A 26,121-nucleotide genomic window follows, 5' to 3' on the forward strand; every position below is an offset into this window, starting at 1 on the left:
ACAGATCGGCCCGATGTCCCCCGCCGGCGGCGCCGGCGCGCTGGGCTGGGAGGGTGACCGACACCGCCTTCCCGCGCACCGCCGCCCCGATCGAGCTGCCCTCGCCCGCCCCGCCCACGCGACGCGGACCGCTGCCCCTCATCGCGTCGATCGTGCCGATCGTCGGAGCCGTCGTGATGTGGCTCGTCACGGGATCGGCGTTCATGCTGCTGTTCGCCGCGCTGGGGCCCCTCATGGCCGTCGCCGCCCTCGCCGACGCCGCGCGGGTGCGCCGACGCGAGCGCCGAGCCGCGGCGCGCGAGCTCGACGAGGCGTGCGAGCGCGCGGAGGGCGAGATCGCCCGCCGCCACGAGGCCGAGCGCCGCCTGCTCGAGGCCGCGCGGCCCGATGTCGTGACGCTGGCCGACGAGCGGGCGCCCTGGACGCGCGGGCCCGACGAGCTGGTGCTCGGGCTCGGCCGGGTGGCGAGCGCCGTGCGCGTCAGCGGCGGCGAGGGGGAGCGCGCCGAGCGCCTGCGCGCCCGTGCCGAGCGGATCGACCATGCCCCGGTCGCGGTGCCGGCGGTCGGCGGCGTGTGCGTGCAGGGGGAGCCGATCGCGGCCCGGGCGGTCGCGCGGGCGCTGCTGATGCAGCTGTGCCTGCGCGCGGGACCGGGCGAGTTGTCGGTCGTCGCCGTCCCGGCGGAGGAGGATGCGGCGTTCGCCGCCCTGCCGCATCGCCGCTCGCAGGCGCCGCTGCGCGCGGCCCTGACATGGGGCGCGGCACCGGCCGGCGCCGCCGACATCGTCATCGCGGCGGTCAGCCCGCGCGAGCCGGTGCCGGTCGGCTGCGCGCGGGTGCTCGAGCTCGAACCGGACCGGCCCCTGGCGGGGCGCGTGCTCGACGCGACGGCCGCCGCCGCGGGCGAGCCGGTCGAGCTCGTCGCCGAGGCCCTGTCTGCGGGGCAGGCCCGCGAGCTGTGCGAGGCGCTGGCGGGGCGGGTGAGCGGCGGCGTGCCCGCGCCGCTGGCGCTCGGCGAGCTCGCCGACCCGCCGGCCTCCGACCGCGGGCTCGCCGCCGTGATCGGGCGCGGGGTCGGCGGCGACGTCGTGGTGGATCTCGTCGCCGACGGCCCCCACGCGGTCGTGGTCGGCATGACCGGCGCGGGGAAGAGCGAGCTGCTGACCACGTGGGTCGCGTCGCTGTCGCGCCGGCTCGGGCCCGATCGCGTGACCTTCCTGCTGGCCGACTTCAAGGGCGGCACGGCGTTCGAGGCCCTCGCGGGCCTGCCGCACGTCGCCGGTGTCGTCACCGACCTCGACGGCGCCGGTGCGCGGCGGGCGGTCGAGAGCCTGCGGGCGGAGCTGCGCCGCCGCGAGGGCGAGCTCGCCCGGATCGGTGCGCGCGACGTCGCCGATCCGCGCGTCGCGATGCCGCGCCTCGTGATCGTCGTCGACGAGTTCGCCGCGCTGCTGCAGGATCACGGCGACCTCTCGGCGCTGTTCACCGACATCGCCGCGCGCGGACGGGCCCTCGGCATGCACCTCATCCTGGGCACGCAGCGGGCGGCCGGGGTGTTCCGCGACTCGCTGCTGGCGAACTGCCCGCTGCGGGTGGCGCTGCGGGTGACCGACGCGTCCGACAGTCGCCTGGTGATCGGCACGGACGGCGCCGCCACGCTCCCCGGCGACGCCGCATCGCGCGGCATCGCGCTGGTGCGCCGGGCGGGCGACGCCGCGCCGGTGACGTGCCGGATCGCCCGCACCGGCGTGGCCGATCTCGCCGCGATCGGCCCGGGCTCCGCGGCCCCCGACGCGCCCTGGCTGCCGCCCCTGCCGGGACTGCTGCCGCTGGCCGAGTTGCGGGCGCAGTCCGACGCGCCGCCCGGGATCCTCCTGGGGCTCGCCGATGAGCCCGATCGCCAGCGGCAGGAGCCGGTCCTGCTCCGCCACGGCGTGGATCGCGGCGTCGCGGTGATCGGCGCGGGCGGCACGGGCAAGAGCGCGGCGGTGCGGCTCATCGCCGACCAGACGAGACCGGGCGAGAGCCTGATCGTGCCGCCCGACGCGGAGGCGGCCTGGGACGCCGTCGAGCTGGCGCTGCGTGCCGCCCCGGCGGTCGTCGCGATCGACGACGTCGACGCCCTCCTGGGACGCTATCCCGCCGAGTACGCCGGCGAGCTTCTCGCGCGCCTCGAGACCCTCGCGCGCGACGCGGGAGCGCGCCGCTCGATGCTCGTGTGCACCGCGGCCCGCGCGTCCGGGCCGGTGGCGCGGCTGCTCGACCTGCTGCCGCGCCGGGTGATCCTGCCGCTGCCGTCGCGCGCCGATCACGTGGCTGCCGGTGGTGAGGGGGCCGAGTTCGCCCCGGGTCGCGGGCCCGGGCGCGCGGTGATCGACGGGCGCGAGGTGCAGCTCGCCTGGCCGGGCGAGCCTCGCGCCGACGGGGCGCCGGCGCCGGCGGACGCGATCTGGCACCCGGCCGCGCCCGTCACCGGGCTCATCGTGCGCGGGGCGGCATCGCGGGCCGCCGGATTCGCGCAGTCCTGGGGCCGCGGCGTCCGCGTGGTGGCGCTGGACGGGCTGGAGCCCGGCGCCCGGCTCGACGAGCTGACGGCCGGGTCGGCCCGCGTGGCGATCGCGGGCGACGGCGACACCTGGCTGCGCCACGCCACGCTGCTGCGCGACGTGCGCCGCACCGGCGAGCTGGTGTTCGGCGCCGAGTGCGCCGCCGAGCTGCGCACGATCGCGGGGGAGCGGGATCTCCCGCCCTACGCCCGTCCCCGCGCCTCGCGCGCGTGGCGGGTCGTCGAGGGCGCCGCGCCCGAGCGGGTGGTGCTGCCGTGAGTGCTCAGACGGTGGCGCGGATGCGGCCCACCGGCTCGCCGCCGCCGAGCACCGCGAACAGCGGGTCGGACGCGAGAGCGGCCTCCACCTCGACCGCGGGCAGCGCGCCCGCCTGCGCCAGCAGCGTGAGCGCGATCGCGCACGTGGCGCGGGCCCCGCCGTCGAGCACCTTGAGCGCGACCGTCGTGCCGTCGGGGGCGACCATGATCTGCACGGCCTCGGCGCCGATCTTCGAGAACACGCCGAACCGCTCGATGGCGAAGGTGTCGGTCAGGCCTGGGCCGGCGATCGCCCAGGGGTGCTCGCGCACCGTGCGCACGAGCGCGCCGGCGACGCGGTGCAGCCCGAACGGCGAGCGCTCCGACGCCGTGCCGATGCGGTGCATGCCGCGCGCGAGCGCCGAGAGCGGGAGGGCGTGGACGGGGGCGCCGCAGCCGTCGATCACGGTGGCCGCCACCTTCGTGCCGCCGCACAGGCGCTCCACCGTCTCGCGGATGTGCGCCTGCAGCGGGTGATCCGGGTGGAGGTAGCCCTCGGTGTCCCAGCCGGTGGCCACGCAAGCGGCGAGCATGGCGGCGTGCTTGCCCGAGCAGTTCATGCGGATGCGGCTCTTGCCCACGTGATCGCGGACGAGATCGTCGCGCGTGGCCTGATCGCCCGGCCAGGCCTCGGGGCAGCCGAGGTGATCCTCGGTGAGCCCGGCCTCGGCGAGCATGCCGCGGACCACCTCGACGTGCCGATCGGTGCCGCTGTGGCTGGCGGTCGCGAGGGCGAGGCGCTCGCCCTCCAGGGCCGCGCCGGCGGTGACGCTGGCGACCGCCTGGAACGGCTTCAGCGACGAGCGCGGCAGGATCAGCGCCTCGGTGTCGCCGAGCGCGCGGACGACATCGCCCTCCGGCCCCAGCACGATCGCCGCGCCCGCGTGGCGGGACTCGACGAATCCGCCCCGATCGGTCACGGCGAGTTCGACGGAATCGGTCACGGCGAGCGTCTCGAGCATGGACTCCAGCCTAGAACCTGGCGCCCCCGTGCCCCGAGGCGACCGCCGCCGGGCGTTGCGCGCGGCGGCGCGGCGGCCGAGGCCCCGCGCGACCTGCCAGACTGGCGCCATGACGGGCGAGCACTCCTACGCACTCACCACCACGTGGACGGGCAACCGCGGCACGGGCACCTCCGGGTATCGCGACTACGCCCGCGATGTCGAGATCGAGGTCGCGGGCAAGCCGGTGCTGCTGGCATCGGCCGACAAGCCGTTCCGCGGCGATCCCGGTCGCTGGAACCCCGAGGACCTCCTGCTGGCGTCGCTGAGCGAGTGCCACCTGCTGTCGTACCTGCACGCGTGCGTCGAGCGTGGCGTCGTGGTCACGTCGTACGTGGACGAGGCCGTGGGCACCATGCGGCAGGCGGGCAACGGCGGCCGCTTCGAGCGCGTCACGCTGCGGCCGCGGGTCACCGTGGCCGACGCGTCAATGGTCGACGACGCGATCGCCGCCCATCACGACGCGCACGAGTGGTGCTTCATCGCGAGCTCGGTCAACTTCCCCGTCGAGCACGAGGCGACCGTCGAGGTCGGCGAGGCGAGCGGCGCGCCCGAGGTGAGCGACTCGGCCGAGGCGAACGGCGCGGCGGAGGCGAGCGGCGCGGCGGGCTGACGCCGTGCGCGCCGCCGCGCGTCAGCGGCGCTCGTGCGGCAGCGCGCGCTTGATCTTCTCGATCGGCGTCTGCGCCGGCAGCTCGTTGTAGGCGTCGGCGAGCTCCTGCCCCGAGAGGGCGTGGATCGCCGCCATGATCTCGTCCGTCGCGGTGCGCCGCGCGCGACCCGACGAGGCGGGGCCGTGGTGCGACAGGTCGAGCGGCTCGCCGAACTTCACGACGACGCGCTCCTTGAGCGAGGGCATCTTGGCGCCCACCGGCATCACCTTGTCGGTGCCGATGAGGCCGATCGGCACCACGGGCGCGCCCGTCTGCAGCGCGAGGAACGCCACGCCGGTGCGGCCCTTGTAGAGCCGGCCGTCGCGCGAGCGCGTGCCCTCGGGGTGCAGCGCCACCGCCGCGCCCGAGTCGAGGATCTGCCGCTGGCGCTCGAGGGCGTCCAGGGCCGCCTGCCCGGCGCCGCGGTCCACGGGAACGGCGCCGACGGCCGTGAAGAACGCGCGCGAGAACCAGCCCTTCAGGCCGGTTCCGGTGAAGTAGTCCGACTTGGCCAGGAAGTGCACGGGGCGCGGCGCGGCCGCGATCGGGATCGCGATCGAGTCGATGAACGACAGGTGGTTGCTCGCGAAGATCACCGGACCCTCGGGCGGGATGTTCGACTTGCCTTCCACGCGGGGGCGGTAGATGGCGCGCGCGAGCGGGGCGATCGCGATGCGGCCGAAGGTGTAGAGCGCGCTCGGCTTGAGCGGCGTCGCGTCGGTTTCGCCCGGCTCGTTCGGGTTCGGGGCGCCGTCGGAGGTCATCCCTTCAGCCTACCCAGCGAAGATTCCCGGCCAGGAATGCGCGGGTGACGGAGCGCTGTCAGGCGACGCATCGAGAAGATGGGGGAGGATGGGTGCCGTCCCCGAACGAAGAGGTGCCTCCGTGCGACGTCGATCCGCTGCCCTGCTGTCCACCATGACCCTCGCGGTCCTCGCGCTCGCCGGCTGCGCCACCTCCGGGGACTCCACCGCCGAGCCCGAGCCCACGGGCACCCCCGCCGACCTGTGCGCGGCGGCGGCCGACTCGGGCCCCGCCGTCGAGGCGCTCACCGTCTCGGACGCGCCGCTGTCCGACGGCGTGGTCGAGGTCACCTTCGAGGCGCCCCTCACCGTGGACCAGTTCCAGCGCCAGGTCGTGGTCGAGGGCGACGGCGCCCCGCTCGAGGCCGGCCAGTTCGTCGACGTCGCGATCACCGGCTACGACGCCACCACCGGCGAGCTCGTCGGCACCGCCGGCTACAACCCCGGCGAGCAGCTGCCGCAGCAGATCTCGCCGGAGAGCACCCTCGGCATCGTGCTGGGCTGCGCTCCCATCGGGTCGCGCGTCGCGGCCGCCTACGTCGGCGGCACCGCCGAGGACGGCACCGAGGTGCCGCCCGCCGTCTACACCTTCGACGTGCTCGGCGTGACGCCCACGGCCGCCTGGGGCGAGCAGCAGGAGCCGGTCGAGGGCATGCCGACCGTCGAGCTCGCCGACGACGGCGCTCCGACCGTCACGATCCCCGAGGGTCTCGAGACGCCCGACACCACGCAGCTGGCCACGCTCAAGACGGGCGACGGCATCACGGTCGAGGACGGAGATCAGGTGATGGTGCAGTACACCGGCATCCGCGCCTCCAACGGCGAGGAGTTCGACTCCAGCTGGGCGTCGGGACCCATCGACTTCAACACCTCGGGCGTCATCGAGGGCTTCACGAAGGCGCTCGTGGGGCAGACGGTCGGCTCGCAGGTGCTCGCCGTCATCCCGCCGGCCGAGGGCTACGGCGAGGGCGAGATCAACGAGAACGACCTCACGGGCGAGACGCTGATCTTCGTCGTCGACATCCTCGCCACGCAGCACCTGGCCGCCGGCTGATCCACGCCATGCGCCGCATCCTCATCCTCGGATCGACGGGCTCGATCGGCACGCAGGCCCTCGATGTCGTCCGCGCCAACCCGCACCTGTTCGAGGTCGCGGGCCTGGCGGCGGGGCGAAACGGCGAGGCGCTGCGGGCGCAGGCCGAGGAGTTCGGCGTGTCCCGCACGGCGCTCGGGGCCGCGGAGGCCACGCGGCTCGTGCGCGAGGTCCCGGCCGACGTGGTGCTCAACGGCATCACGGGATCGGTCGGGCTCGGTCCCACGCTCGCGGCGCTCGAGGAGGGGCGCACGCTGGCACTGGCGAACAAGGAGTCGCTGATCGTCGGCGGCCCGCTCGTGAAGGAGCGGGCGGCCGAGGGGCAGATCGTGCCCGTCGACTCCGAGCACTCCGCCCTCGCCCAGGCTCTGCGCTCCGGCCGCGCCGACGAGGTGCGCCGGCTCGTGATCACGGCGTCGGGCGGCCCGTTCCGCGGCCGCACCCGCGACGAGCTCACCGACGTCACCCCGGCGCAGGCCCTCGCACACCCCACGTGGGACATGGGGCGGGTCATCACCACGAACTCCGCCACGCTTGTCAACAAGGGCCTCGAGGTGATCGAGGCGCACCTGCTCTTCGACGTGCCGTTCGAGCGGATCGACGTGGTCGTCCACCCGCAGTCGATCGTGCACTCCATGGTGGAGTTCGTCGACGGGTCCACGATCGCCCAGGCCTCGCCGCCCGACATGCGCCTGCCGATCGCCCTCGGCATGGCCTGGCCCGACCGGGTGCCGGGGGTCGGCGCGCCGATCGACTGGACGGCGGCCGCGAGCTGGACGTTCGAGCCCCTCGACGACGACGCGTTCCCGGCCGTCTCGCTCGCCAAGCGCGTCGGCGAGGCCGGGGCGACGTTCCCGGCCGTGTTCAACGCGGCCAACGAGCAGGCGGTTGACGCGTTCCACGAGGGCCGCCTGTCGTTCCTGGGGATCGTCGAGACGGTCACGCGCGTCGTGGAGGCGCACGAGCCCCCGGCGCAGCTGACGCTCGAGACGCTCGCGGCCGCCGAGCGTTGGGCCCGCGACGAGGCGGATCGCGCGATCGCGGGCGCCTGAGTTCAGCGGCCTCATCGGTGCCGCATGCGACGATAGATCACGATGTCGCACACGACCCCCAAGCGCCGGACGCCGCCCACGATGCTGCGTCCCGCCGCCCCGAACCGCCGCCTCCTGTCCGACGTCGCCGCGCATGTCGGCGGCCGCCTCGACGGGGAGGACACCGAGGTCTGCGGCGTCACGCTGTCGTCGACCGACCTGAAGCCGGGGGAGCTGTTCGTCGGCATCCGCGGCGCGAACCGTCACGGCGCGGAGTTCGCCGCCCAGGCGGCCGCGAACGGCGCGGCCGCGGTGCTCACCGATCACGAGGGCGCCGGGATCGCGGCGGCGGCCGGCCTGCCGATCGTGATCGTCGAGGACCCGCGCGGCGTGCTCGGCGACGCTGCGATGTTCGTGCACCGCACCGCGCCGGGCGAGGACCTGCCGCTGCTGTTGGGCACCACGGGCACGAACGGCAAGACGAGCGTCACGCACCTGCTCGAGGGGATCCTCACGCAGATCGGCGTGGTCGCGGGCGCCTCCACTTCGGCCGAGCGCGTCGTCGCCGGCGAGCGCGTGGTGTCGGGCCTGACGAGCCCCGAGGCCACGGAGTTCCACGCGCTCCTCGCGCTCATGCGCGAACGCGGCGTGAAGGCGTTCGCGGTCGAGGTCAGCGCGCAGGCGATCACCCGCCGCCGGCTCGAGGGCGTGATCTTCGACGTCGCCGCCTTCACGAACCTCACGCACGATCACCTCGACGACTACGGCGACATGGAGACGTACTACGCCGCCAAGCGGCCGTTCTTCACCGCCGCGCGGGCGCGCCGCGGCGTGGTCTCGCTCGACTCCGCCCCGGGCGCGCGCATCGTGGCCGACGCCGAGATCCCCGTCACGACGATCGCCACCCGCGGCATCGCGGAGACCGGCGCGATCGACCGCGCCGACTGGATCGTCGAGGTCACCTCCGAGGCGCAGAGCGGCACCGGCTTCGCCCTGGCCCACCGCGACGGCCGCCGCCTGGAGACGACCGTGCCCGTGATCGGCGCCCACATGGCCGCCAACGCGGGGCTCGCGATCGTGATGATGCTCGAGGCCGGCTACGCCTGGGAGCGGATCACGGCCGCGCTGGAGCGCGACGGCGGCATCCGTGCCTGGGTGCCGGGGCGCACGCAGCTCGTCAGCGGCTCCGAGGGCCCGGCCGTCTACGTCGACTTCGGCCACACCCCGGACGCGTTCGAGAAGACGCTCGCGGCCGTGCGCCGGGTCACCCCCGGCAAGGTGCTCATGCTCTTCGGCGCAGATGGCGACCGCGACACCCTCAAGCGCCCCGACATGAGCCGCGCGGCCGTCGCCGGCAGCGACATCACGGTGATCACCGATCACCATCCGCGGTTCGAGAACGCCGCCGACATTCGCCGCGTGCTCGTCGAGAGCGCCCGCGCCGCCGACCCGGATCACGAGATCCACGAGGTCTCGCCGCCGGAGGCCGCGATCGTCAAGGCCGTCTCGCTCGTCGGCCCGGGCGACGCGATCCTGTGGGCCGGTCCCGGGCACCAGAACTACCGCGACATCGAGGGCGTCCAGTACGCCTACTCGGCGCGCGAGCTCGCGCGACAGGCGCTCATCGACGCCGGCTGGCCCACGGGCGAGCGCGTCTGGCCGAACCCGTACGAGGGCTGAGCCGTGGAGGTGCTCTCGTTCATCCTCGGCGTGGTCGTGATCGTGCTCGGTCTCGGCCTGTCGATCGGTCTGCACGAGATCGGCCACCTCATCCCCGCCAAGGCGTTCGGCGTGCGCGTGGGCCAGTACATGATCGGCATGGGGCCGACCGTGTGGTCGCGGCGGTTCGGCGAGACGGAGTACGGGATCAAGTGGCTGCCGATCGGCGGCTACATCTCGATGGCGGGCATGTATCCGCGCAGCCGCGACGACGACGGTGCACGCGGCGGCCTGTTCGCCACGCTCGTGCAGGACGCCCGCGCCGCCAACGACGAGACGCTCGAGGGCACCGACGATTCGCGCGCGTTCTTCACGCTGCCCACGTGGAAGCGGATCGTCATCATGCTCGGTGGCCCCGCGATGAACGCGGTGCTGGCCGTCGTGCTGTTCACGATCCTCGCCACGGGCATCGGGCTGAACCAGAGCACGACGACGGTCGCCTCCGTGTCGGAGTGCGTGCTGCCCGCCGGCACGACGCAGACCGAATGCGGCGCCGACGACCCCGCCTCCCCGGCGGCGGCCGCAGGGCTGGAGCCGGGCGACACGATCGTGTCGATCGACGGCACGCCCGTGTCGACCTTCGCCGAGGCGTCCGCGATCGTCCGCGCTCACCCGGGCGACGAGATCGATGTCGTCGTCACGCGCGACGGCGCCGAGCACACCCTGCGCCTCACGCCGGTCCTCGCCGAGAACTCCTACGTGGGCGAGGACGGCGAGACGGTGGTCGCCGAGGTCGGCTTCGCCGGCTTCAGCCCCACCACGGAGCGCGTGCGGCAGCCGATCTGGAGCGGCGCGGAGACCGCGGTGGAGAACACCGGCGCCGTGCTCGGCATCGTCGCCCAGCTGCCCGTGCGGCTGTGGGACACGGCCGTCGACCTGTTCACGGGTCAGGAGCGCGACCCGAACGGCCCGATCAGCGTGATTGGCGTCGGTCGCATTGCCGGCGAGGTCGCGGCGACCGAGGCGCCGATCCTCGACCGCGTGGGCGTGATGATCGGCCTGCTCGGATCGATCAACATCGCGCTGTTCGTGTTCAACCTCATCCCGCTGCTGCCGCTCGACGGCGGGCACGTGGCCGTCGCGCTGTGGGACGCCCTGAAGCGCGGCTGGGCGCGCGTGTTCCGCCGCCCGCCGCCGCGCCCCGCCGACGCCACGCGACTCGTGCCGCTCACGCTCGTGGTCGTGGTGCTGCTCGTCGGCATGGGCGCGCTGCTGTTCGCCGCCGACATCTTCAACCCCGTGAGCCTCGGCGGCTGACGCCGCGTCAGCTCGTCAGGGCGTGCTCGGCGAGGCGCCCCAGCGTGCGGATCCCGTCGCGCGAGAGGATCGACTCCAGGTGCCCCTGGATGCTCGCGAAGCGCGGTCCGCGCAGCGCGTAGACGTCGCCGGTGGTGGGATCGGCGGCGATCTCGGTCTCGCCGGTGCGCGTGGTGCCGGCCTCGACCCGCGCCGTGAAGGTGTTGTAGAACCCGATCGCGGCGGGCTCGCCGAAGATGTCGACGGTCAGCTGCACGCCCTGGTGCGGGCTGTCCAGGGCGACCAGGTCGATGCCCGCGGCGTCGGCGAGGATCTGGTGGCTCAGGCACACCGCCACCAGCGGCAGCGCGCGCTCGCGGCGGTGGGCCACCACCTGCCGCATGCGGGCGATGCGGGGGTTCGCTGCGTCGCGGGGGTCGCCCGGGCCGGGGCCCGAGACCACGAGCTCGGCGGCGTCGAGCTCGGCGTCGGTCACCTCGGACCAGTGCGCGATCCGCACCTCGAGGCCGAGGTGGCGCAGCTGGTGGGCGAGCATCGTCGTGAAGCGGTCCTCCGCGTCGACCACGAGCGCGGAGTGACCCGCGAGCGGCCCCGCGCCCGGCGCCTGTTCCTCCAGCCAGAACGGCGCGAGGCGCGCGTTGCGCGACGCAAGCAGCTGGGCGATGTCGGGGTCGTCGGCGAGCCGGCGCGGCACCGCGGGCGCGTCGTCGTCGGCGGCCTTCGCGGCGCGCGGCACGGCGCCGATCGCCCCGAGCACGCCGGCGGCCTTGCCGTGCGTCTCGCTCACCTCGCCGTACGGGTCGGAGTGGCGCACGAGCGTCGCCCCGACGGGCACCCGCAGGCGGCCGTGCTCGAGGTAGGCAGTGCGGATGAGGATCGGCGCGTCCAGGTCGTGTCCGCCGTCGGCGTCGGGGGTGAACAGCGCCGCCACTCCGGAGTAGTAGCCGCGCGGGGTGGCCTCATGACGGCGGATCACCGTGTAGGCGTTCTGCATCGGCGATCCCGTGACCGTCGGCGCGAACATCGTCTCGCGCAGGATCTCGCGCGGGTCCAGGCGCGACGTGCCGCGGAGCATGTACTCGGTGTGGGTGAGGCGCGACATCTCCTTGAGGTGCGGCCCGGTGATGCGCCCCCCGTCGCTGCAGACGGCGCTCATCATCTTGAGCTCCTCGTCGACGACCATGAAGAGCTCCTCGGTCTCCTTGGTGTCGCGCAGGAAGGCCGACAGCGTCTCGACCGTGGCGCCTCCCTGCGGGTGGCGGAACGTGCCGGAGATCGGGTTCATCGTCACGGTGCTCGACCCGTCGCCGTTGGCCGTCGCGACCACGTGCGCCTCGGGGCTCGCGCCGACGAGGAGGCGATCGCCCGCCACGATGAGGAACGTCCAGTAGGCCCCGCGCTCGTGCTCGAGCAGCGCGCGGAACCAGGTCAGCGCCGCCGTGCGCGCGTCGGCGTCGACGCCGGCCACGTAGTCGCGGCGGATGACGAAGTTCGCCCCCTCGCCGCGCCCGATCTCGTCGGCGATGACGCGGCGCACGATCGCGGCGTACTCCTCGTCCGACAGATCGAAGCCCGCATCCGTGAGCGGAATGGTCGCGCTCGGCAGCGCCGCGAGCACCTCGTCGGCGCTCACGCGGCCGTGCTCGTCGACGAGGAGACAGCGCAGGGGAGTGCCGTCGTCCTCCGCCTCGAAGCCGCGCTCGCGCACCTGCCGGTACGGCACCAGGGCGAGCACCTCGCGCGGCGCGCCGTCCGGTCCGGTGAGCGGGATGTCGGCGAGCAGCTCGACATCGACGACCGGGCCGGTGAGGATCTCGACCTCGCCGCCGTCGCGGGCGATGAGCGCGAACGACGCATCGGGGTCGCCCGCGAGGCGGAGGGTGCGCTCGGCGGTCGTGGGTGCTGCTTCCATCAGGGGCTCACTTCGATGTGGGGCGGTCTTCCCGGAAAGCAGAACGACCGCCTGCGGTGGGCGGTCGTCTCGTTGTGCGCGAATGCGGCCCGCCTCAGGCGAGCCACCACCAGTTCTGGGTCACGTGCACGAGGTCACCGTATACGCGCCGCCCGTGCGGCGGCAAATCCGGCCGTCAGCTCGTGGCGCGCGCCAGCATCTGCCCCCAGCGCCTCGGGCTCGGCATGTGCTCAGCCCGCGGACAGCCCGCGTGGAACCGCGCGCGCGTAGGCTCTATGACGTGCCAGCTGTGAACCTCGGTATGCCTCGCGTCCCCGAAACCCTCGCTCCCCGCCGCAAGAGCCGGCAGATCCGCGTGGGCAAGGTGCTCGTCGGCGGCGACGCCCCCATCAGCGTGCAGTCGATGACGACGACGCCGACCACCGACATCAACGCGACCCTGCAGCAGATCGCCGAGCTCACGGCGTCGGGCTGCGAGATCGTGCGCGTGGCGGTTCCCAGCCAGGACGACGCCGATGTGCTGCACATCATCGCGAAGAAGTCGCAGATCCCCGTGATCGCCGACATCCACTTCCAGCCGAAGTACGTCTTCCAGGCGATCGATGCGGGATGCGCCGGCGTGCGCGTGAACCCGGGCAACATCCGCAAGTTCGACGACCAGGTCGGCGCGATCGCCAAGGCGGCGCAGGCCGCCGGCGTCTCGCTGCGCATCGGCGTGAACGCCGGCTCGCTCGACCGCCGCCTGCTCGAGAAGTACGGCAAGGCCACCCCCGAGGCGCTCGTCGAGTCGGCCGTCTGGGAGGCGAGCCTGTTCGAGGAGCACGACTTCCACGACTTCAAGATCTCGGTCAAGCACAACGACCCGATCGTCATGGTCAAGGCGTACCGCATGCTCGCCGAGCGGGGCGACTGGCCGCTGCACCTCGGCGTCACCGAGGCCGGTCCCGCCTTCCAGGGCACGATCAAGAGCGCCACGGCGTTCGGCATCCTGCTGTCCGAGGGCATCGGCGACACGATCCGCGTCTCGCTGTCGGCCCCGCCGGCCGAGGAGGTCAAGGTCGGCCACCAGATCCTGCAGTCGCTGAACCTGCGCGAGCGCAAGCTCGAGATCGTCTCGTGCCCGTCGTGCGGCCGCGCCCAGGTGGACGTGTACTCGCTCGCCGAGAACGTGACCGAGGGTCTGAAGGATGTCACCGTGCCGCTGCGCGTGGCCGTGATGGGCTGCGTCGTGAACGGCCCGGGCGAGGCCCGCGAGGCCGACCTGGGCGTGGCCAGCGGCAACGGCAAGGGCCAGATCTTCGTCAAGGGCGAGGTCATCAAGACGGTGCCCGAGGCCGAGATCGTCGAGACCCTCATCCAGGAGGCCCGTCGCATCGCCGACGAGATGGGCCCCGACGCCGGCATCGGCACCGCCCAGGTCGTCACTGCCTGACGTTGAGCGGGCGCGGGAGCCGCGCCCGCGGACGATATCGTGAGAGACATGCGCATTGTCCTCGACGACCTGACGGCGCCGGCGGTGCGCGACCTCATCGCGGAGCACCTCGACGAGATGCACGCCACGAGCCCCGCGGAGAGCGTGCACGCCCTGCCGCTGGCGGCCCTGGAATCGCCCGACGTGACGGTGTGGAGCGCGTGGGACGGCGACGAGGTGCTCGGCTGCGGCGCGCTGAAGGAACTGGACGCGGCGCACGGCGAGATCAAGTCGATGCGCACGCGCGAGGCCGCCCGCGGGCGCGGCGTCGGCGCGTCGATCCTGCAGACGATCCTGGCGGAGGCGGTCGAGCGCGGATACCGTCGCGTGAGCCTCGAGACCGGCAGCGAGGAGCACTTCGCCCCGGCCCGCCGCCTCTACGCCCGTCACGGATTCGTGGAGTGCCCACCGTTCGGCGACTACACCGACGACCCCCTCAGCGTCTTCATGACGCGCGAGCTGACCGGCGCCTGAGTCAGGCGAGGTGGGCGCCGGCGCCCACCGCGTACGCCTCGGCGACCCAACCGGCGAACTCCTCGTCCAGCTGCGCCGGCGACGTGATCGTGAGGTGGTGGACGAAGAGCCGGCTCGTGTAGGGCGCGACGTTCTGGACGCGCGGATCGTCGATCGCCCGCTGCAGATCGAGGTAGACGCGGATCCCCTTCGCCGTGGGGCGGGCGCCCGCGAAGCCGCGGCGCGTGCCCTTGAAGGTGATGGATGACTTCGACGGCGACACGGTGTAGGGCCCGCACGCCGCGACGAGCTCCTCGAAGCGGCGGTAGAGCGCGACGGACGCCTCCGGCTTGTCTCGCAGGTGCTCGTCGACGGTCCACTCGGTCATGAGCACGACCGTAGCGGGTACCGCCGACGGCGTCAGAGTGTCAGCTCGCCGCGGATCGTCGTGAGCGTGTCGCCCGCGACCCACACGGTCTGGCCCTCGCGCGAGACGTGAACGCGGCCACGTCGCTGGAGGGCGGTCCCCTGGGAGGCGACATACGACGAGGGCAGCACGGAGCCGGCGAGCCACTGCCCGAGCGCGGCGTTCAGCGAGCCGGTGACGGGATCCTCGCCGAGGCCCATGTCGGGGCGGCAGAACGCCCGCACCTCGATGGCGCACTCCGAGCCGTCCGGGTACGCGCCCACGACGCCGACGTCGGCCGGCAGCGCCGCGAAGTCCGGCGTGAGGGCCAGCACGGCCCGCGCGTCCGCGAGCCGGATGCCGACCCAGCCCGGTCCGTTATCGCACCAGGCCGCGTCGACGATCGCGTCGCGGGCGATGCCGAGCGCCGCGGCGATCCCGGCGAGGAGCGGTTCCTCGACCGGTCCGGAGCGCCGCAGCGCGGGCGCGGCGAACGCGAGCCGCCCGCCCACCCGGCGCAGCAAGACGAGGCCGACGCCGCACTCCTGCACGATCTCCTCGCCCGCGGGCGCGCCCCCGGCCTCGAGCCAGGCGTGCGCGGAGCCGAGCGTGGGGTGGCCGGCGAAGGGCAGCTCGCCGCCGGGGGTGAAGATCCGCAGCCGGTAGTCCGCGGCGGGGTCGGTCGGGCGCAGCAGGAACGTCGTCTCGGACAGATTGGTCCAGCGGGCGAACGCGGCCATCTGCGCGTCGGTGAGATCGTCGGCGTCGTGCACGACCGCGACGGGGTTGCCGAGCAGCGGCTCGGGGCTGAACACGTCGACCTGGCGGAACGGGAGGCGCATCCCCTCAGCGTGCCACGGAATCGCCGGGGCGGATCTCCACCGCGAACTCCTCGAGATGAGGCAGGTGCGCCCGCGCCTGCTCCTGCGCGGCGAGGCGGATCGCCTCGGCCTCGGCGAGCGTCGTGGCGGTCACCGTGAGGACCGCGTCGCCGTGCAGCCGGTGGCCGACCCACCGCAGGCGGAGGCGGTCGACCGAGCCGATGCCCTCCACGTGCGCGAGGGCGTGCTCGGCGCGGGTGAGCAGCGCCGGATCGATGCCGTCGAGCAGGCGCCGGCCGACGGATCGCACGGTGCCCACGAGAAGCGCGACAATCGCCGCCGCGATGAGGAGACCGACGATCGGATCGGCCAGCGGGAAGCCGAGCAGCACGCCGATGCCGCCGATCACGACGGCGAGCGAGGTGAACCCGTCCGTGCGCGCGTGCACGCCGTCGGCGACGAGAGCGGCGGAGCCGATCCGCCGTCCCACCCGGATCCGGTAGATCGCGACGGCCTCGTTGCCGAGGAAGCCGACGACCCCCGCCGTCATCACCCAGCCGACGTGCGAGATCGGCTGGGGGTCGATGATCCGGTCGATCGCCTGCCAGGCCGCCACGATCGCCGATGCGGCGATCGCGACCACGATCGCGAGTCCGGCCAGATCCTCGGCGCGTCCGAGGCCGTACGAGTAGGTGCGGGTCGGGCGGCGCCGGGCGAGCGAGAACGCGATCCACAGCGGCACGGCCGTGAGTGCGTCCGAGAGGTTGTGGATCGTGTCGGCCAGCAGGGCGACCGATCCGCTGAACGACACGATCACCGCCTGCGCGATCGTCGTGGTGAGCATGATGGCGAGGCTGACCTTGAGCGCGCGGACGCCGGCCGCGTGCGAGATCAGGGGGTCGTCGATCGCGTCCGCCACGTCGTGCGTGTGTGGCACGAAGACCTCGTGGAGGAACCCCCGCAGCCCCGTCGGGTGCGCGTGCTCCCCGTGGTCGTGGTCGTGGGCGGTCATGCCGAGGCCTGGTGGTGATGCCGAGGACGGCCGATCGTGTGCTCGGCCTGCTGGATGGCCTGGGTCACGAGCTGCGAGGCGTGCTCGTCCTCCAGCCGGTAGAACACGCGCTGGCCCTGCTGCCGCGTCGCGACGATGCGCGCCATGCGCAGCTTCGCGAGGTGCTGCGACACGGCGGCGGGGGACTTGTCGACGATGTCGGCGAGGTGATTCACCGACAGCTCGCCCGCCTGCCGCAGCGCGAGGACGATCCGCACGCGCGTCGCGTCGGCGAGCATCTGGAACACCTCGACGGCGAGCTCGACGAACGTGCTGTCGGGATCGATGCCGCATACCTTCGTATCTGCGTCCATACGCAGATACTTGCACATCGAAGCGCTTCCCCGGTGTGCTCTTGCCGGAGATCGCCGTCGGGAGGTGCGTTCGCGTCGCCCGCGCGTCTCCTCGCGGCACCAGCGCACTCGGGAACCGTGCGGTGCCCGGCGTCAGCTCACGTGCGCGGCGACCTCGGCGAGGAACCGATCGCCCAGGTCGTTGATCTTCGCGACGTCGCTGAGCGAGGTCAGCGGCAGGATGAACTCGTCCACGCCGCCGGCGGCGTACGCGGCCATCGTGTCCACGAGCTGCTGCGGGGTGCCGCCGATCGCCGGGCGACCCATGCGCGCGGCCTTCTCGGCGCCGTCGGGCTGCTGGAAGGTGAGCGCCTGGGTGGTGCGCCACAGGCTCTTCGGATCGCGCCCAGCCTTCTCGAGGGCGGCGGTGAAGATCTCGTTCTTCGGGGCGTACTGATCGGGCGTCGACCAGAAGTTCCACTCGTCGGCGTACTCGGCCACGAGCCGCGGCATGACCTTCTCGCCCTTGCCACCGATGAGGATCGGCAGGCTCGGGTGCGGCTTCGGGTTCAGCGACGCGTGCTCGAGCGTGTAGCGCTCGCCGGAGAAGTCCACGAAATTCTCGTCGCGCAGGCCCTTCCAGATCGCGAGGGCCTCGCGGAACCAGCGGATGCGGCTGGGCACGTCGCCGTACTCGATGCCGAACGCGCGGTGCTCGTTCTCCTGCCAGCCCGCGCCGACGCCGAGGACGAACTGGCCCTGGCTGATGTCGCTGATCGCCGCGCCCTGCTTGGCGACGACGCCCGGGTGGCGGTAGGTGTTGCCGAGCACCATCGATCCGATCCGGATCCCGGGCACGGTCGCCGCGAGCGCCGTCAGCTGCGTCAGGCACTCGCCGCGCGCGCCGTCGTTGGGCTCGTCGGTGTTGTCCATGAAGTGGTCCTCGAGCCACACGCCCCGCCAGCCGGCGTCGGCCGCGTGCGTCGCCGCGGCGAGGAGGTCGGACCAGGGCAGATTCGCGGGCAGCCAGAGCGAGAACTTCATGAAGCCCACGCTAGTTGACGGCGGCCCGCTGGCTCCGCCTCCGCTCCCCGGGAAGGCGTCAGCCGGCGAGCCGGAGCGCGACCTCGCCCGTGTCGATGCGGGTCGACTCCACGCGCACGCGGACGCGCGAGCCGGGGTCGGCCTTCTCGCGCACGGTCGCCGTGACGAACGGGTCGGCGATCTGCACGCGCGAGCCGCCCTTCGTCTCAGCGAGCACGATCGCATCCAGCACGTCGCCGATGCGCGCGTGCAGCACGGCGGCCTCGATCCGGTCGACCGCCCCGCCCTCGAGGCGGCTGGCGAGCCCTCCCGACTCCTGCATGATCGACGGCAGCTCGCCGAGCGACGCGCGGGCCCAGTCGGGGATCTCCCGCCCGTTCGCCGCGGCCTGGCAGATCGCCAGCGACCAGCGATCCACGAGCCGGCGCAGGGGAGCGGTGGCGTGCGCGTAGGGGGCGCCGATCGCCGCCTGCTCGACCTGCGCGGGCGGCTCGCCGTCGAACGCGGCGTAGCCGGCGCCGCGGAACAGCGCGGCCGCCGCCTGCAGCACGGCGGGCGTGGCGGGATCGGCCGGGTCGAGGCGCCGCAGGTACTCGCCGTAGTCGATGTCGTCGGGCCATGGCCGATCGAGCAGCGCTACCTTGCGGCGGAACTCCGCGAGGGCGTCGGGCTCCGCCGGCGGCAGCGTCCGCAGGATGCCCACGCGGGCGCCGAGCATGAGATCGGCGGCCGCCATGCCGGTCATGAGCGAGAGCTGCGCGTTCCAGTCCTCGACGACCAGGGGCGTGCGCCGGCGCAGCTCGTACCCGTGCTCGCCCTCCACGACCTCCTCCTCGGGGGAGTTGAGGCTGGCCCCGCCCCGCGCGGCCTCGAGCGCGATGCGCAGCGGCCCGACCGTCTGCAGGAGTGCGACCTCCTCGGGCGCGGAGCCGTCGTCGATGGCGGCCTGCGCCTCGGGGTAGCTCCACTGGCGCACCGAGCGCACCCACGCGCGCGTGAGCGTGGTGGACGCGACCGCGCCCTCGGCGTCGAGGGTGAACTGCCAGACGTAGGCGCGGCGGCGCTCGCCGGGCAGGAGCGACGAGGCGCCGTGTGACAGCACGAGCGGGTGCAGCGGCACCGATCCGTCGGGCGCGTAGAGGGTCTGCCCGCGGCGGCGGGTCTCGGCGTCGATCGCGCCGCCCGGGCGGACGACCGCCGCCAGGTCGGCGATCGCGTAGCGCACGACGAAGCCCTCGCCGGACCGCTCCAGGTGGAGGGCCTGATCGAGGTCTCGCGAGCCCTCCGGGTCGATCGTGTGGAAGGGCAGGTCGGTCAGATCGGGGCGGGCGTCGTCGGAGCCGTCCACCGCCGCGGCGTCGGCGACGGCGGCCGCCTCCGCCTCGGCGTCGGCGGGATACGCCTCCGGCAGCTCCAGCGTGCAGCGCAGCTCGGCGAGCGACTCGGCGAGCGCCCCTTGCACGGCGGACGGGGTCAGGTGCGCGTATCGGCCCGGCATGGGGCCAGCCTACGGGCGGGCGCCGCCCGATGGAGCGGCGCCCGCGCGCGGACGGCTCAGTGGATCGTGCCGGCGGAGTGGGCGTCGTCGCGGTCGACGTCGAGCGCCGTGCGGACCGCGACGCCGAGGGCTCGGGCGATCTCGGCCGCCGGCAGCGAGGGGGCGCCCTCCGGCGCGGTCTCGTCCGACCACGGCACGTGGACGAAGCCGGCCGTCGTGCCGGGGCGCTCCGCCGCGGCGTCGAGCGCGACGTACATCGCGTGGTTGCAGACGAAGGTCCCGGCCGTGTGCGAGACGGCGGCGGGGATGCCGGCCTCCGCGATCGCGCGGGCGATCGCCTTCACCGGGAGCGTGGCGAAGTACGCGGCGGGGCCGCCGGCGACGCTCGGCTCGTCGACGGGCTGGGCGCCGTCGTTGTCGGCGATCCGGGCATCGCGGAGGTTGATCGCCACGCGCTCGGGCGTCACCTGCGTGCGACCCCCGGCCAGCCCGGTGGCGATGACGACGTCGGGGGAGTGCTCGGCGATCAGCCCGCGCAGGGCGTCGCCCGCGGCGTCGTAGGCCACGGGCAGCACCGCGGTGACGAGCCGCTCGGCGCGATCCCACGCCCGCGCGACGTCGGCCACGGCCTCGCCGGACGGGTTGCGGGCGTCGCCGCCGAACGGCTCGAAGCCGGTGAGGAGCACGGTCGCCATCGTCCCAGCCTAGGGTCGCCGGCCGCGCCCGGGTCAGCGCGCGGCGAGGGCGGCCGCCTCCTCTCGGCGCGCGGCGAGGGCGGCCGCCTCCTCTCGGCGCGCGGCGAGGGCGGCCGCCTCCTCCCGGCGCGGGGCGCGGGCGGCATCGCGCTCGGCGTCCGCGGTGATCCGATCGAGCCAGGCCGCACGGCGCGCCTCGTCGGCGTGGCGCACATCGGTGAACCGCGAGGTGCGCACGGGGCGGATGCCGCAGAAGCGCATCGTCTGGTTGCGTACGTGCGTCACGGTGGAGTCGCCCGCGAGCGCGAGGAACCAGCGCGGCGAGTCGCTCGTGACGATCAGCCGCCCCGTGCGGCCGGCGAGGAGGCCCTCGGGCAGGCCGTTGGATCGATAGCGGTAGGTCACCTTCGGCAGCAGCACGCGGTCGAAGAAGCCCTTCAGCAGGGCCGGCACCGACGCCCACCACACGGGCGTGGCGACCACGATGTGCGAGGCCGCGAAGATCGCCTCGAGCGCCTCCTGCAGGTCGGGCTCCAGCTGCTGGTCGGCGTGATAGCCGCGGCGCAGCACGGGGTCGAAGTCGAGGTCGCGGACCGCGATCAGGCGCGCGTCGCCGTGCGCCTCGGCGTAGCGCCGGGCGAGTGAGGCGACGAGGGAGTCGGCGTCGGGGTGGCCGTCGATGACGAGGGTGCTCATGGTTCTCCGATCAATGTGGGCGGTGTCCAGATTCTGGGCACTGTCAGGATCCACTACGATCTTGCGCGTGTCAACTTCCGGTTCGCGCTATCACCACGGCAACCTCGCCGCGGCGCTGCTGGACGCCGCCGACGCGCTGCTGGCCGAGCGCGGATCGGCGGCGCTGAGCCTGCGCGAGGTGGCGCGTCGGGCGGGCGTGAGCCACAACGCGCCGTATCACCACTTCGCCGACCGGACCGCCCTGCTCAACGGCCTCGCCCAGCGCCACCTGCGCCGCATGCTCGACGCCCAGATCGCCGCCGTCGAGGCCGAGACCGATCCCGACGCTCGCGTCCGCGCCCTGGGGCTGGCGTACGTGGCGTACGCGCAGCGGCACCCGCACGGCTTCGCGATCGTGTTCGATCCGGAGATCTGCGATCCCGCCTCCCCGACGCCGGCGATGGCCCCGATGATCCGCGAGAACGAGGAGCTGCTGGCCGCGGCCGTCGCCGCCGTCGCGCCCGACCTCGACGAGGAGCGGCGCCGGCACGCCGAGGCCGGCTACTGGGCGCTCGTCCACGGCCTCGCGCACCTGTCGGTCGCCGGTCACATCCCGCCCGATGCGGCGGCGGCCTTCGACGCGCTCGTCGCGGCGATCCGCACGCGGGCGCCGCGTGCCGGCCGGGCGTAGGGGAGCGACCCGGCCGTAGGGCGATTCCGCGGATCCGGTCCGCAGCGGCGCCGGAACCCTGCGGCCGGCAACGTCGCGCCGGAGCGGGCACCGCGCGGCGGAGCGCGCGGGCGCGGGTGCCTAGACTTGAGCGGTGGTCACACGTCTCTCGCACTACTTCCTCCGCACGCTCCGTGAAGACCCGGCCGACGCCGAGGTCACGAGCCACCGCCTGCTCGTGCGCGCCGGCTACATCCGGCGCCAGGCGCCAGGCGTGTTCGCGTGGCTGCCGCTCGGCCTGCGGGTGAAGGCCAAGCTCGAGACCATCATCCGCGAGGAGATGGCCGCCTCCGGCGCGTACGAGGTGCACTTCCCGGCGCTGCTGCCGCGGGAGCCCTACGAGGCCACCGGCCGCTGGGACGAGTACGGCGACGCGCTGTTCCGCCTGCAGGACCGCAAGGGCGCCGACATGCTCCTGGCTCCGACGCACGAGGAGGTCTTCACCCTGCTCGTGAAGGACCTGTACTCGTCGTACAAGGACCTGCCGCTGACGATCTTCCAGATCCAGGACAAGTACCGCGACGAGGCGCGCCCCCGCGCGGGCCTGCTGCGCGGCCGCGAGTTCACGATGAAGGACGCGTACTCGTTCGACTACACCGACGAGGGGCTCGACGCGTCGTACCAGGCGCAGCGCGACGCCTACGAGCGCATCTTCCAGCGCCTCGGGCTCGAGTACGTGATCGTGCAGGCCGACGCCGGGGCGATGGGCGGCTCGCGCAGCGAGGAGTTCCTGCACCCCACGCCCGTGGGCGAGGACACCTTCGTGCGCAGCGCCGGCGGGTACGCCGCCAACGTCGAGGCGTTCACCACGCTCGCGCCGGAGCCGATCCCGTTCGACGGCAAGCCCGAGCCCGTCGTGTTCGACTCGCCCGGCACCACGACGATCGAGACGCTCGTCGCCCACGCGAACGAGGCCGTCCCCGGCGCCCCGGAGGGCGGCTGGACGGCCGCGCACATGCTCAAGAACGTCGTGCTGGCGCTGACGCACCTCGACGGCACCCGCGAGGTCGTCGTCGTGGGCCTGCCCGGCGACCGCGACGTCGACATGAAGCGCGTCGAGGTGGCCTTCGCGCCCGCCGAGGTGGAGCAGGCCAGCCCCGAGGACTTCGAGCGCAACCCGCTCCTCGTGCGCGGCTTCATCGGCCCGTGGACCGCGACCGGCCCGCTCCTGGGCGAGGACTCCGCCACCGCCATCCGCTACTTCCTCGACCCCCGCGTCGTGGACGGCACGACCTGGATCACCGGTGCCAACGCCGACGACGCGCACGTGTACGGACTCATCGCCGGGCGCGACTTCACCGCCGACGGCTTCCTCGAGGTCGCCACGGTGCGCGACGGCGACCCGGCCCCCGACGGATCGGGTCCGGTCACGCTCGCGCGCGGCATGGAGATCGGGCACGTGTTCCAGCTGGGCCGCAAGTACGCCGAGGCGCTCGGGCTCAAGGTGCTCGACGAGAACGGCAAGCAGGTCACCGTGACCATGGGCTCCTACGGCATCGGCGTGACCCGCATCCTCGCGATCATCGCGGAGCTGTCCAACGACGAGCGCGGCCTCATCTGGCCGGCCTCGGTCGCGCCGTTCGACATCCACGTGGTGGCGACGGGCAAGGGCGACGAGGCATACCAGCTCGCCGAGTCCGTGATCGCGCAGCTCGAGGCCGCGGGCAAGGACGTGCTCTACGACGACCGCCCCAAGGCCTCGCCGGGCGTGAAGTTCGGCGACGCCGAGCTGATCGGCGTGCCGCAGCTGCTCGTCGTCGGCCGCGGCGCGGCCGAGGGCTTGGTGGAGCTGTGGGACCGCCGCACGGGCGAGCGCGAGACCGTCCCGGTTGCCGACGCCGTGGCACGCCTGACCGCTTGATCGCCTGATCCGCCGCCGAAAGCCGTCGCGTGCCACGGGGCCGCGGCGGCTTTCGGCGTCCGAGGGGATCGGCCGCCGGCTGTTCACCGGGATGTCACACGCCCGTGCGAGCATCCAGGGACCTGTCCGATCTCCCGGGAGTGACTCCATGACCCGATCGCCCTTTGCCGCGCGCCGTCGCGCGGCAGCCCTCACCGCCGCGACGCTCGCCACGGGCGGCCTCGTCGCCCTCACGCCCCTCGCCGCCACGGCGGCGCCCGACGCGTCCGATGTCGTGATCAACGAGGTGTACGGAGGCGGCGGCAACAGCGGCGCCGCGTACCAGAACGACTTCGTCGAGCTGTACAACCCGACCGGGTCGGCGATCGACCTCGCCGGGCTCACGATCGACTACAAGTCGGCCGCCGGTGGATCGGGCGGCACCGTCGCGCTGCAGGGCACGATCCCGGCGCAGGGCTTCTTCCTCGTTCAGCTGGCGGCGGGCAACGGCAACGGACAGCCGCTGCCGGCGGCCGACCAGGTCGCCGCCTCGCCCAACCTCTCCGGCTCGACCGGCCGCGTGTACCTCCACGAGGGCACCGGACAGTACGCGGCGACGACGGGCGACCTCGCCGGCGCCGAGGGACTCGTCGACATGATCGGGTGGGGCAGCGGGGCCGTGGCGTTCGAGGGCGCGCCGGCCGCCGGCACCGCCAACGGCACGAGCACGCAGCGGGTGAGCGCGGGCGTCGACACCGACGTGAACGCGGCCGACTTCCAGACCGCGGCGCCCACGCCGCAGGCCGCCGGCACCGCGCCCGACCCGGAGCCCACGCCCGAGCCGACCCCGGAGCCCACGCCCGACCCCGTCGCCGTGCCGATCCGCGAGGTGCAGGGCACCGGCGCCGTCTCGCCGCTGCAGGGCCAGACCGTCACCGTCGAGGGCGTCGTGACCGCCGACTGGCGCGAGGGCGGCTTCAACGGCTTCGTGCTGCAGGACCCCGCGGGTGACCCGGCCGACGGCGCCTCCGACGCGGTGTTCGTCTGGGGCAACCGCGCCCGCGCCGAGATCGGCCAGAGCGTGCGCGTCACCGGCGCCGTGAGCGAGTACAACGGGCTCACCGAGATCACCGTCGACGCGCTCGAGGTGCTGCCGGCCTCGCTGGGCGAGGTCGCGCCGGTCACGGACTGGGCGGCGATCGCCACGCCCGAGGGCAAGGAGGCGCACGAGAGCGAGCTCGTGCTGCTGAACGACCAGCTCACGGTGACCGACAACTACGACGCCAACTACTACGGCACCTTCACGCTGGCCTACGGCGACGAGCCGCTGCGTCAGCCCACGGCCGACATCGACCCGCACGACACGGCGGCGATCGCGGCGGCCACGGCCGACAACACGGCGCGCTCGATCCTGCTCGACGACGCCAAGAGCACGAACTACAACACCGCCAGCAACCGGTCGATCCCGTTCGCGTACCTCACGCCCGAGACGCCGGTCTCGGTCGGCTCGCACGTCGACTTCGTCCAGCCGTTCGTGCTCGACTACCGCTACGACGCGTGGAGCCTGCAGCCCACCACGCCCGTCACCGGTGACGGCTCCGCGCACGTGACCTTCAGCGACGTGCGCGCCGCCAACGCAGCGCGCGAGGATGTCGGCGGCGACCTCGCCATCGCGACCTTCAACGTGCTCAACTACTTCCCGACCACGGCCGAGGAGTACGTCGAGCTCGGGCTGGGCAGCTGCACCACCTACAACGACCGCGACGGCAACCCGATCTCGGCGAACGACTGCGGCGACACCGGCCCGCGCGGCGCGGCGACCACCGAGAGCTTCGAGCGCCAGGAAACCAAGATCGTCAACGCGATCAGCGCACTCGACGCCTCGATCGTCTCGCTGGAGGAGATCGAGAACTCCGCGCACTTCGGCAAGGACCGCGACTTCGCGGTCGCCACGCTCGTCGCCGCCCTGAACGAGAAGGACGGCGCCGGCGTGTGGGCCTACGCCCCGAGCCCCGCGGCCGTTCCGGCCAGCGAGGACGTCATCCGCAACGCGTTCATCTACCGCACCGCGGACGTCGAGCGGGTGGGGGAGTCGGTCATCCTCACCGACGAGCCGGCCTTCTCGAACGCCCGCCAGCCGCTGTTCCAGGCCTTCAAGGCGGTGGGAGCCGACGACGCCGACGCGTTCCTCGTCGCGGCGAACCACTTCAAGTCGAAGGGCTCGGGCACCGATGACGGCACCGGCCAGGGCAACGCCAACCCCGACCGCGTCGCGCAGGCGCACGCGCTGGTGGCCTTCACGGCCGAGGTGCAGGCGGCCACCGGCATCGAGCCGGTGTTCCTCGCCGGCGACTTCAACGCCTACGCGGCCGAGGACCCCGCGCGCGTGATCGAGGCGGGCGGCTACACCAACCTGAACTACGCGCTCAACGGCGGTGAGGCCACGTACAACTACGACGGCCTCAACGGCTCGCTCGACCACGTCTTCGCCAACGCCGAGGCGCTCGAGCTCGTGACCGGTGTGGACGTGTGGCAGATCAACGCGCAGGAGCAGATCGCGTTCGAGTACAGCCGGTACAACTACAACGCGACCCTGCTGTACGACGAGAGCGTGTTCCGCGCGAGCGACCACAACCCGATCGTCGTGGGCCTCGACCTGCCCGAGCAGGAGCAGCCCGAGGAGCCGGGCCAGCCCGGCACCCACCCGGGTCAGGGCCACGGCGTCGACAAGGGCGACGGCCACCCCGGCAAGGGCAAGGGCGTGGACAAGGGCGAGGACCACCCCGGAAAGGGCTGGAAGAAGCGCGTCTGA

General features: G+C 73.7%; 22 protein-coding genes. 11 read left to right on the top strand and 11 right to left on the bottom strand.

Going from position 1 to position 26,121, the window contains the following annotated elements; translation table 11 throughout:
• Window positions 1-53 precede the first annotated feature (53 nt).
• Window positions 54-2,825: an FtsK/SpoIIIE domain-containing protein gene (locus E3O41_RS04060; RefSeq protein ID WP_067025773.1), complete on the top strand. Its 2,772-nt coding sequence runs from the start codon at window positions 54-56 to the stop codon at window positions 2,823-2,825.
• Between the two features lie 4 nt (window positions 2,826-2,829).
• Here the strand turns inward: E3O41_RS04060 and E3O41_RS04065 are convergent, their stop codons facing one another.
• Window positions 2,830-3,825 (bottom strand): asparaginase, encoded by a 996-nt coding sequence (locus E3O41_RS04065; RefSeq protein WP_067025776.1) that lies wholly within the window; start codon window positions 3,823-3,825, stop codon window positions 2,830-2,832.
• 109 nt (window positions 3,826-3,934) lie between these two features.
• On the opposite strand from E3O41_RS04065, the gene E3O41_RS04070 reads away from it, so the two are divergent.
• Complete coding sequence (locus E3O41_RS04070; protein ID WP_067025778.1) at window positions 3,935-4,477, top strand: OsmC family protein; 543 nt, start codon at window positions 3,935-3,937, stop codon at window positions 4,475-4,477.
• Between the two features lie 21 nt (window positions 4,478-4,498).
• On the opposite strand, the gene E3O41_RS04075 is transcribed toward E3O41_RS04070, so the two are convergent.
• A complete protein-coding gene (locus E3O41_RS04075; RefSeq protein ID WP_135012037.1) occupies window positions 4,499-5,281 on the bottom strand; it encodes a lysophospholipid acyltransferase family protein in 783 nt (260 codons plus the stop codon).
• A gap of 121 nt (window positions 5,282-5,402) precedes the next feature.
• Here E3O41_RS04075 and E3O41_RS04080 point away from each other — a divergent pair, with 121 nt between their 5' ends.
• From E3O41_RS04080 to E3O41_RS04095, 4 genes are read left to right on the top strand one after another with little or no spacing between them, the layout of a single operon-like run.
• On the top strand, window positions 5,403-6,374 hold the full coding sequence (locus E3O41_RS04080; protein ID WP_083990900.1) for an FKBP-type peptidyl-prolyl cis-trans isomerase: 972 nt from the start codon (window positions 5,403-5,405) through the stop codon (window positions 6,372-6,374).
• 8 nt (window positions 6,375-6,382) lie between these two features.
• Window positions 6,383-7,465: a 1-deoxy-D-xylulose-5-phosphate reductoisomerase gene (dxr, locus tag E3O41_RS04085; protein WP_067025784.1), complete on the top strand. Its 1,083-nt coding sequence runs from the start codon at window positions 6,383-6,385 to the stop codon at window positions 7,463-7,465.
• Window positions 7,466-7,507: 42 nt separating this feature from the next.
• Complete coding sequence (locus E3O41_RS04090) at window positions 7,508-9,124, top strand: Mur ligase family protein (RefSeq protein WP_244927269.1); 1,617 nt, start codon at window positions 7,508-7,510, stop codon at window positions 9,122-9,124.
• A 3-nt stretch (window positions 9,125-9,127) separates the two neighbouring features.
• Window positions 9,128-10,420, top strand: coding sequence for a M50 family metallopeptidase (locus tag E3O41_RS04095; RefSeq protein WP_067025786.1), 1,293 nt, complete (start codon window positions 9,128-9,130; stop codon window positions 10,418-10,420).
• Between the two features lie 7 nt (window positions 10,421-10,427).
• On the opposite strand, the gene E3O41_RS04100 is transcribed toward E3O41_RS04095, so the two are convergent.
• Window positions 10,428-12,332 carry an anthranilate synthase family protein gene (locus E3O41_RS04100; protein WP_067025788.1) on the bottom strand — a complete coding sequence of 635 codons (1,905 nt, stop codon included), beginning with the start codon at window positions 12,330-12,332 and terminating at the stop codon, window positions 10,428-10,430.
• Window positions 12,333-12,612: 280 nt separating this feature from the next.
• On the opposite strand from E3O41_RS04100, the gene ispG reads away from it, so the two are divergent.
• A complete protein-coding gene (ispG, locus tag E3O41_RS04105; protein ID WP_173849898.1) occupies window positions 12,613-13,764 on the top strand; it encodes a flavodoxin-dependent (E)-4-hydroxy-3-methylbut-2-enyl-diphosphate synthase in 1,152 nt (383 codons plus the stop codon).
• Between the two features lie 48 nt (window positions 13,765-13,812).
• Window positions 13,813-14,277: a GNAT family N-acetyltransferase gene (locus E3O41_RS04110; protein WP_067025792.1), complete on the top strand. Its 465-nt coding sequence runs from the start codon at window positions 13,813-13,815 to the stop codon at window positions 14,275-14,277.
• A 1-nt stretch (window position 14,278) separates the two neighbouring features.
• On the opposite strand, the gene E3O41_RS04115 is transcribed toward E3O41_RS04110, so the two are convergent.
• The 8 genes from E3O41_RS04115 to E3O41_RS04150 form a co-directional block, all read right to left on the bottom strand.
• Window positions 14,279-14,644: a DUF5655 domain-containing protein gene (locus tag E3O41_RS04115; RefSeq protein WP_135012040.1), complete on the bottom strand. Its 366-nt coding sequence runs from the start codon at window positions 14,642-14,644 to the stop codon at window positions 14,279-14,281.
• Between the two features lie 32 nt (window positions 14,645-14,676).
• Complete coding sequence (locus E3O41_RS04120) at window positions 14,677-15,504, bottom strand: PhzF family phenazine biosynthesis protein (RefSeq protein ID WP_067025794.1); 828 nt, start codon at window positions 15,502-15,504, stop codon at window positions 14,677-14,679.
• 4 nt (window positions 15,505-15,508) lie between these two features.
• Window positions 15,509-16,495 carry a cation diffusion facilitator family transporter gene (locus tag E3O41_RS04125; RefSeq protein ID WP_067025796.1) on the bottom strand — a complete coding sequence of 329 codons (987 nt, stop codon included), beginning with the start codon at window positions 16,493-16,495 and terminating at the stop codon, window positions 15,509-15,511.
• Complete coding sequence (locus tag E3O41_RS04130) at window positions 16,492-16,848, bottom strand: ArsR/SmtB family transcription factor (RefSeq protein ID WP_067025798.1); 357 nt, start codon at window positions 16,846-16,848, stop codon at window positions 16,492-16,494. The genes E3O41_RS04125 and E3O41_RS04130 overlap by 4 nt, the downstream gene beginning before the upstream one ends.
• Window positions 16,849-16,980: 132 nt before the next feature.
• Window positions 16,981-17,871: an LLM class flavin-dependent oxidoreductase gene (locus E3O41_RS04135; RefSeq protein WP_067025800.1), complete on the bottom strand. Its 891-nt coding sequence runs from the start codon at window positions 17,869-17,871 to the stop codon at window positions 16,981-16,983.
• Window positions 17,872-17,929: 58 nt separating this feature from the next.
• On the bottom strand, window positions 17,930-19,369 hold the full coding sequence (locus tag E3O41_RS04140) for an RNB domain-containing ribonuclease (RefSeq protein ID WP_067025802.1): 1,440 nt from the start codon (window positions 19,367-19,369) through the stop codon (window positions 17,930-17,932).
• 56 nt (window positions 19,370-19,425) lie between these two features.
• On the bottom strand, window positions 19,426-20,064 hold the full coding sequence (pcp, locus tag E3O41_RS04145; protein ID WP_173849899.1) for a pyroglutamyl-peptidase I: 639 nt from the start codon (window positions 20,062-20,064) through the stop codon (window positions 19,426-19,428).
• Window positions 20,065-20,097: 33 nt separating this feature from the next.
• Window positions 20,098-20,760, bottom strand: a complete 663-nt coding sequence (locus E3O41_RS04150) for an NAD(P)H-dependent oxidoreductase (protein WP_135012042.1) — start codon at window positions 20,758-20,760, stop codon at window positions 20,098-20,100.
• 67 nt (window positions 20,761-20,827) lie between these two features.
• On the opposite strand from E3O41_RS04150, the gene E3O41_RS04155 reads away from it, so the two are divergent.
• The 3 genes from E3O41_RS04155 to E3O41_RS04165 all read left to right on the top strand — a co-directional run bounded on the left by E3O41_RS04155 (window position 20,828) and on the right by E3O41_RS04165 (window position 26,121).
• Window positions 20,828-21,430 (top strand): TetR/AcrR family transcriptional regulator, encoded by a 603-nt coding sequence (locus E3O41_RS04155; RefSeq protein ID WP_067025806.1) that lies wholly within the window; start codon window positions 20,828-20,830, stop codon window positions 21,428-21,430.
• 133 nt (window positions 21,431-21,563) lie between these two features.
• Complete coding sequence (locus tag E3O41_RS04160; protein ID WP_067025808.1) at window positions 21,564-23,330, top strand: proline--tRNA ligase; 1,767 nt, start codon at window positions 21,564-21,566, stop codon at window positions 23,328-23,330.
• A gap of 148 nt (window positions 23,331-23,478) precedes the next feature.
• On the top strand, window positions 23,479-26,121 hold the full coding sequence (locus tag E3O41_RS04165; RefSeq protein ID WP_162303966.1) for an ExeM/NucH family extracellular endonuclease: 2,643 nt from the start codon (window positions 23,479-23,481) through the stop codon (window positions 26,119-26,121).

Source organism: Microbacterium sediminis, from assembly GCF_004564075.1.
In the GTDB taxonomy this organism is placed as follows: Bacteria; Actinomycetota; Actinomycetes; order Actinomycetales; family Microbacteriaceae; genus Microbacterium; species Microbacterium sediminis.

Bases quoted from the DNA above. Each gene is read 5' to 3' on its own strand.
- E3O41_RS04065 (WP_067025776.1), bottom strand. From the start codon at position 3,825: ATGCTCGAGACGCTCGCCGTGACCGATTCCGTCGAACTCGCCGTGACC.
- E3O41_RS04070 (WP_067025778.1), top strand. From the start codon at position 3,935: ATGACGGGCGAGCACTCCTACGCACTCACCACCACGTGGACGGGCAAC.
- E3O41_RS04075 (WP_135012037.1), bottom strand. From the start codon at position 5,281: ATGACCTCCGACGGCGCCCCGAACCCGAACGAGCCGGGCGAAACCGAC.
- dxr (WP_067025784.1), top strand. From the start codon at position 6,383: ATGCGCCGCATCCTCATCCTCGGATCGACGGGCTCGATCGGCACGCAG.
- E3O41_RS04090 (WP_244927269.1), top strand. From the start codon at position 7,508: ATGTCGCACACGACCCCCAAGCGCCGGACGCCGCCCACGATGCTGCGT.
- E3O41_RS04100 (WP_067025788.1), bottom strand. From the start codon at position 12,332: ATGGAAGCAGCACCCACGACCGCCGAGCGCACCCTCCGCCTCGCGGGC.
- E3O41_RS04110 (WP_067025792.1), top strand. From the start codon at position 13,813: ATGCGCATTGTCCTCGACGACCTGACGGCGCCGGCGGTGCGCGACCTC.
- E3O41_RS04115 (WP_135012040.1), bottom strand. From the start codon at position 14,644: ATGACCGAGTGGACCGTCGACGAGCACCTGCGAGACAAGCCGGAGGCG.
- E3O41_RS04120 (WP_067025794.1), bottom strand. From the start codon at position 15,504: ATGCGCCTCCCGTTCCGCCAGGTCGACGTGTTCAGCCCCGAGCCGCTG.
- E3O41_RS04125 (WP_067025796.1), bottom strand. From the start codon at position 16,495: ATGACCGCCCACGACCACGACCACGGGGAGCACGCGCACCCGACGGGG.
- E3O41_RS04130 (WP_067025798.1), bottom strand. From the start codon at position 16,848: ATGGACGCAGATACGAAGGTATGCGGCATCGATCCCGACAGCACGTTC.
- E3O41_RS04135 (WP_067025800.1), bottom strand. From the start codon at position 17,871: ATGAAGTTCTCGCTCTGGCTGCCCGCGAATCTGCCCTGGTCCGACCTC.
- E3O41_RS04140 (WP_067025802.1), bottom strand. From the start codon at position 19,369: ATGCCGGGCCGATACGCGCACCTGACCCCGTCCGCCGTGCAAGGGGCG.
- pcp (WP_173849899.1), bottom strand. From the start codon at position 20,064: ATGGCGACCGTGCTCCTCACCGGCTTCGAGCCGTTCGGCGGCGACGCC.
- E3O41_RS04150 (WP_135012042.1), bottom strand. From the start codon at position 20,760: ATGAGCACCCTCGTCATCGACGGCCACCCCGACGCCGACTCCCTCGTC.
- E3O41_RS04165 (WP_162303966.1), top strand. From the start codon at position 23,479: ATGACCCGATCGCCCTTTGCCGCGCGCCGTCGCGCGGCAGCCCTCACC.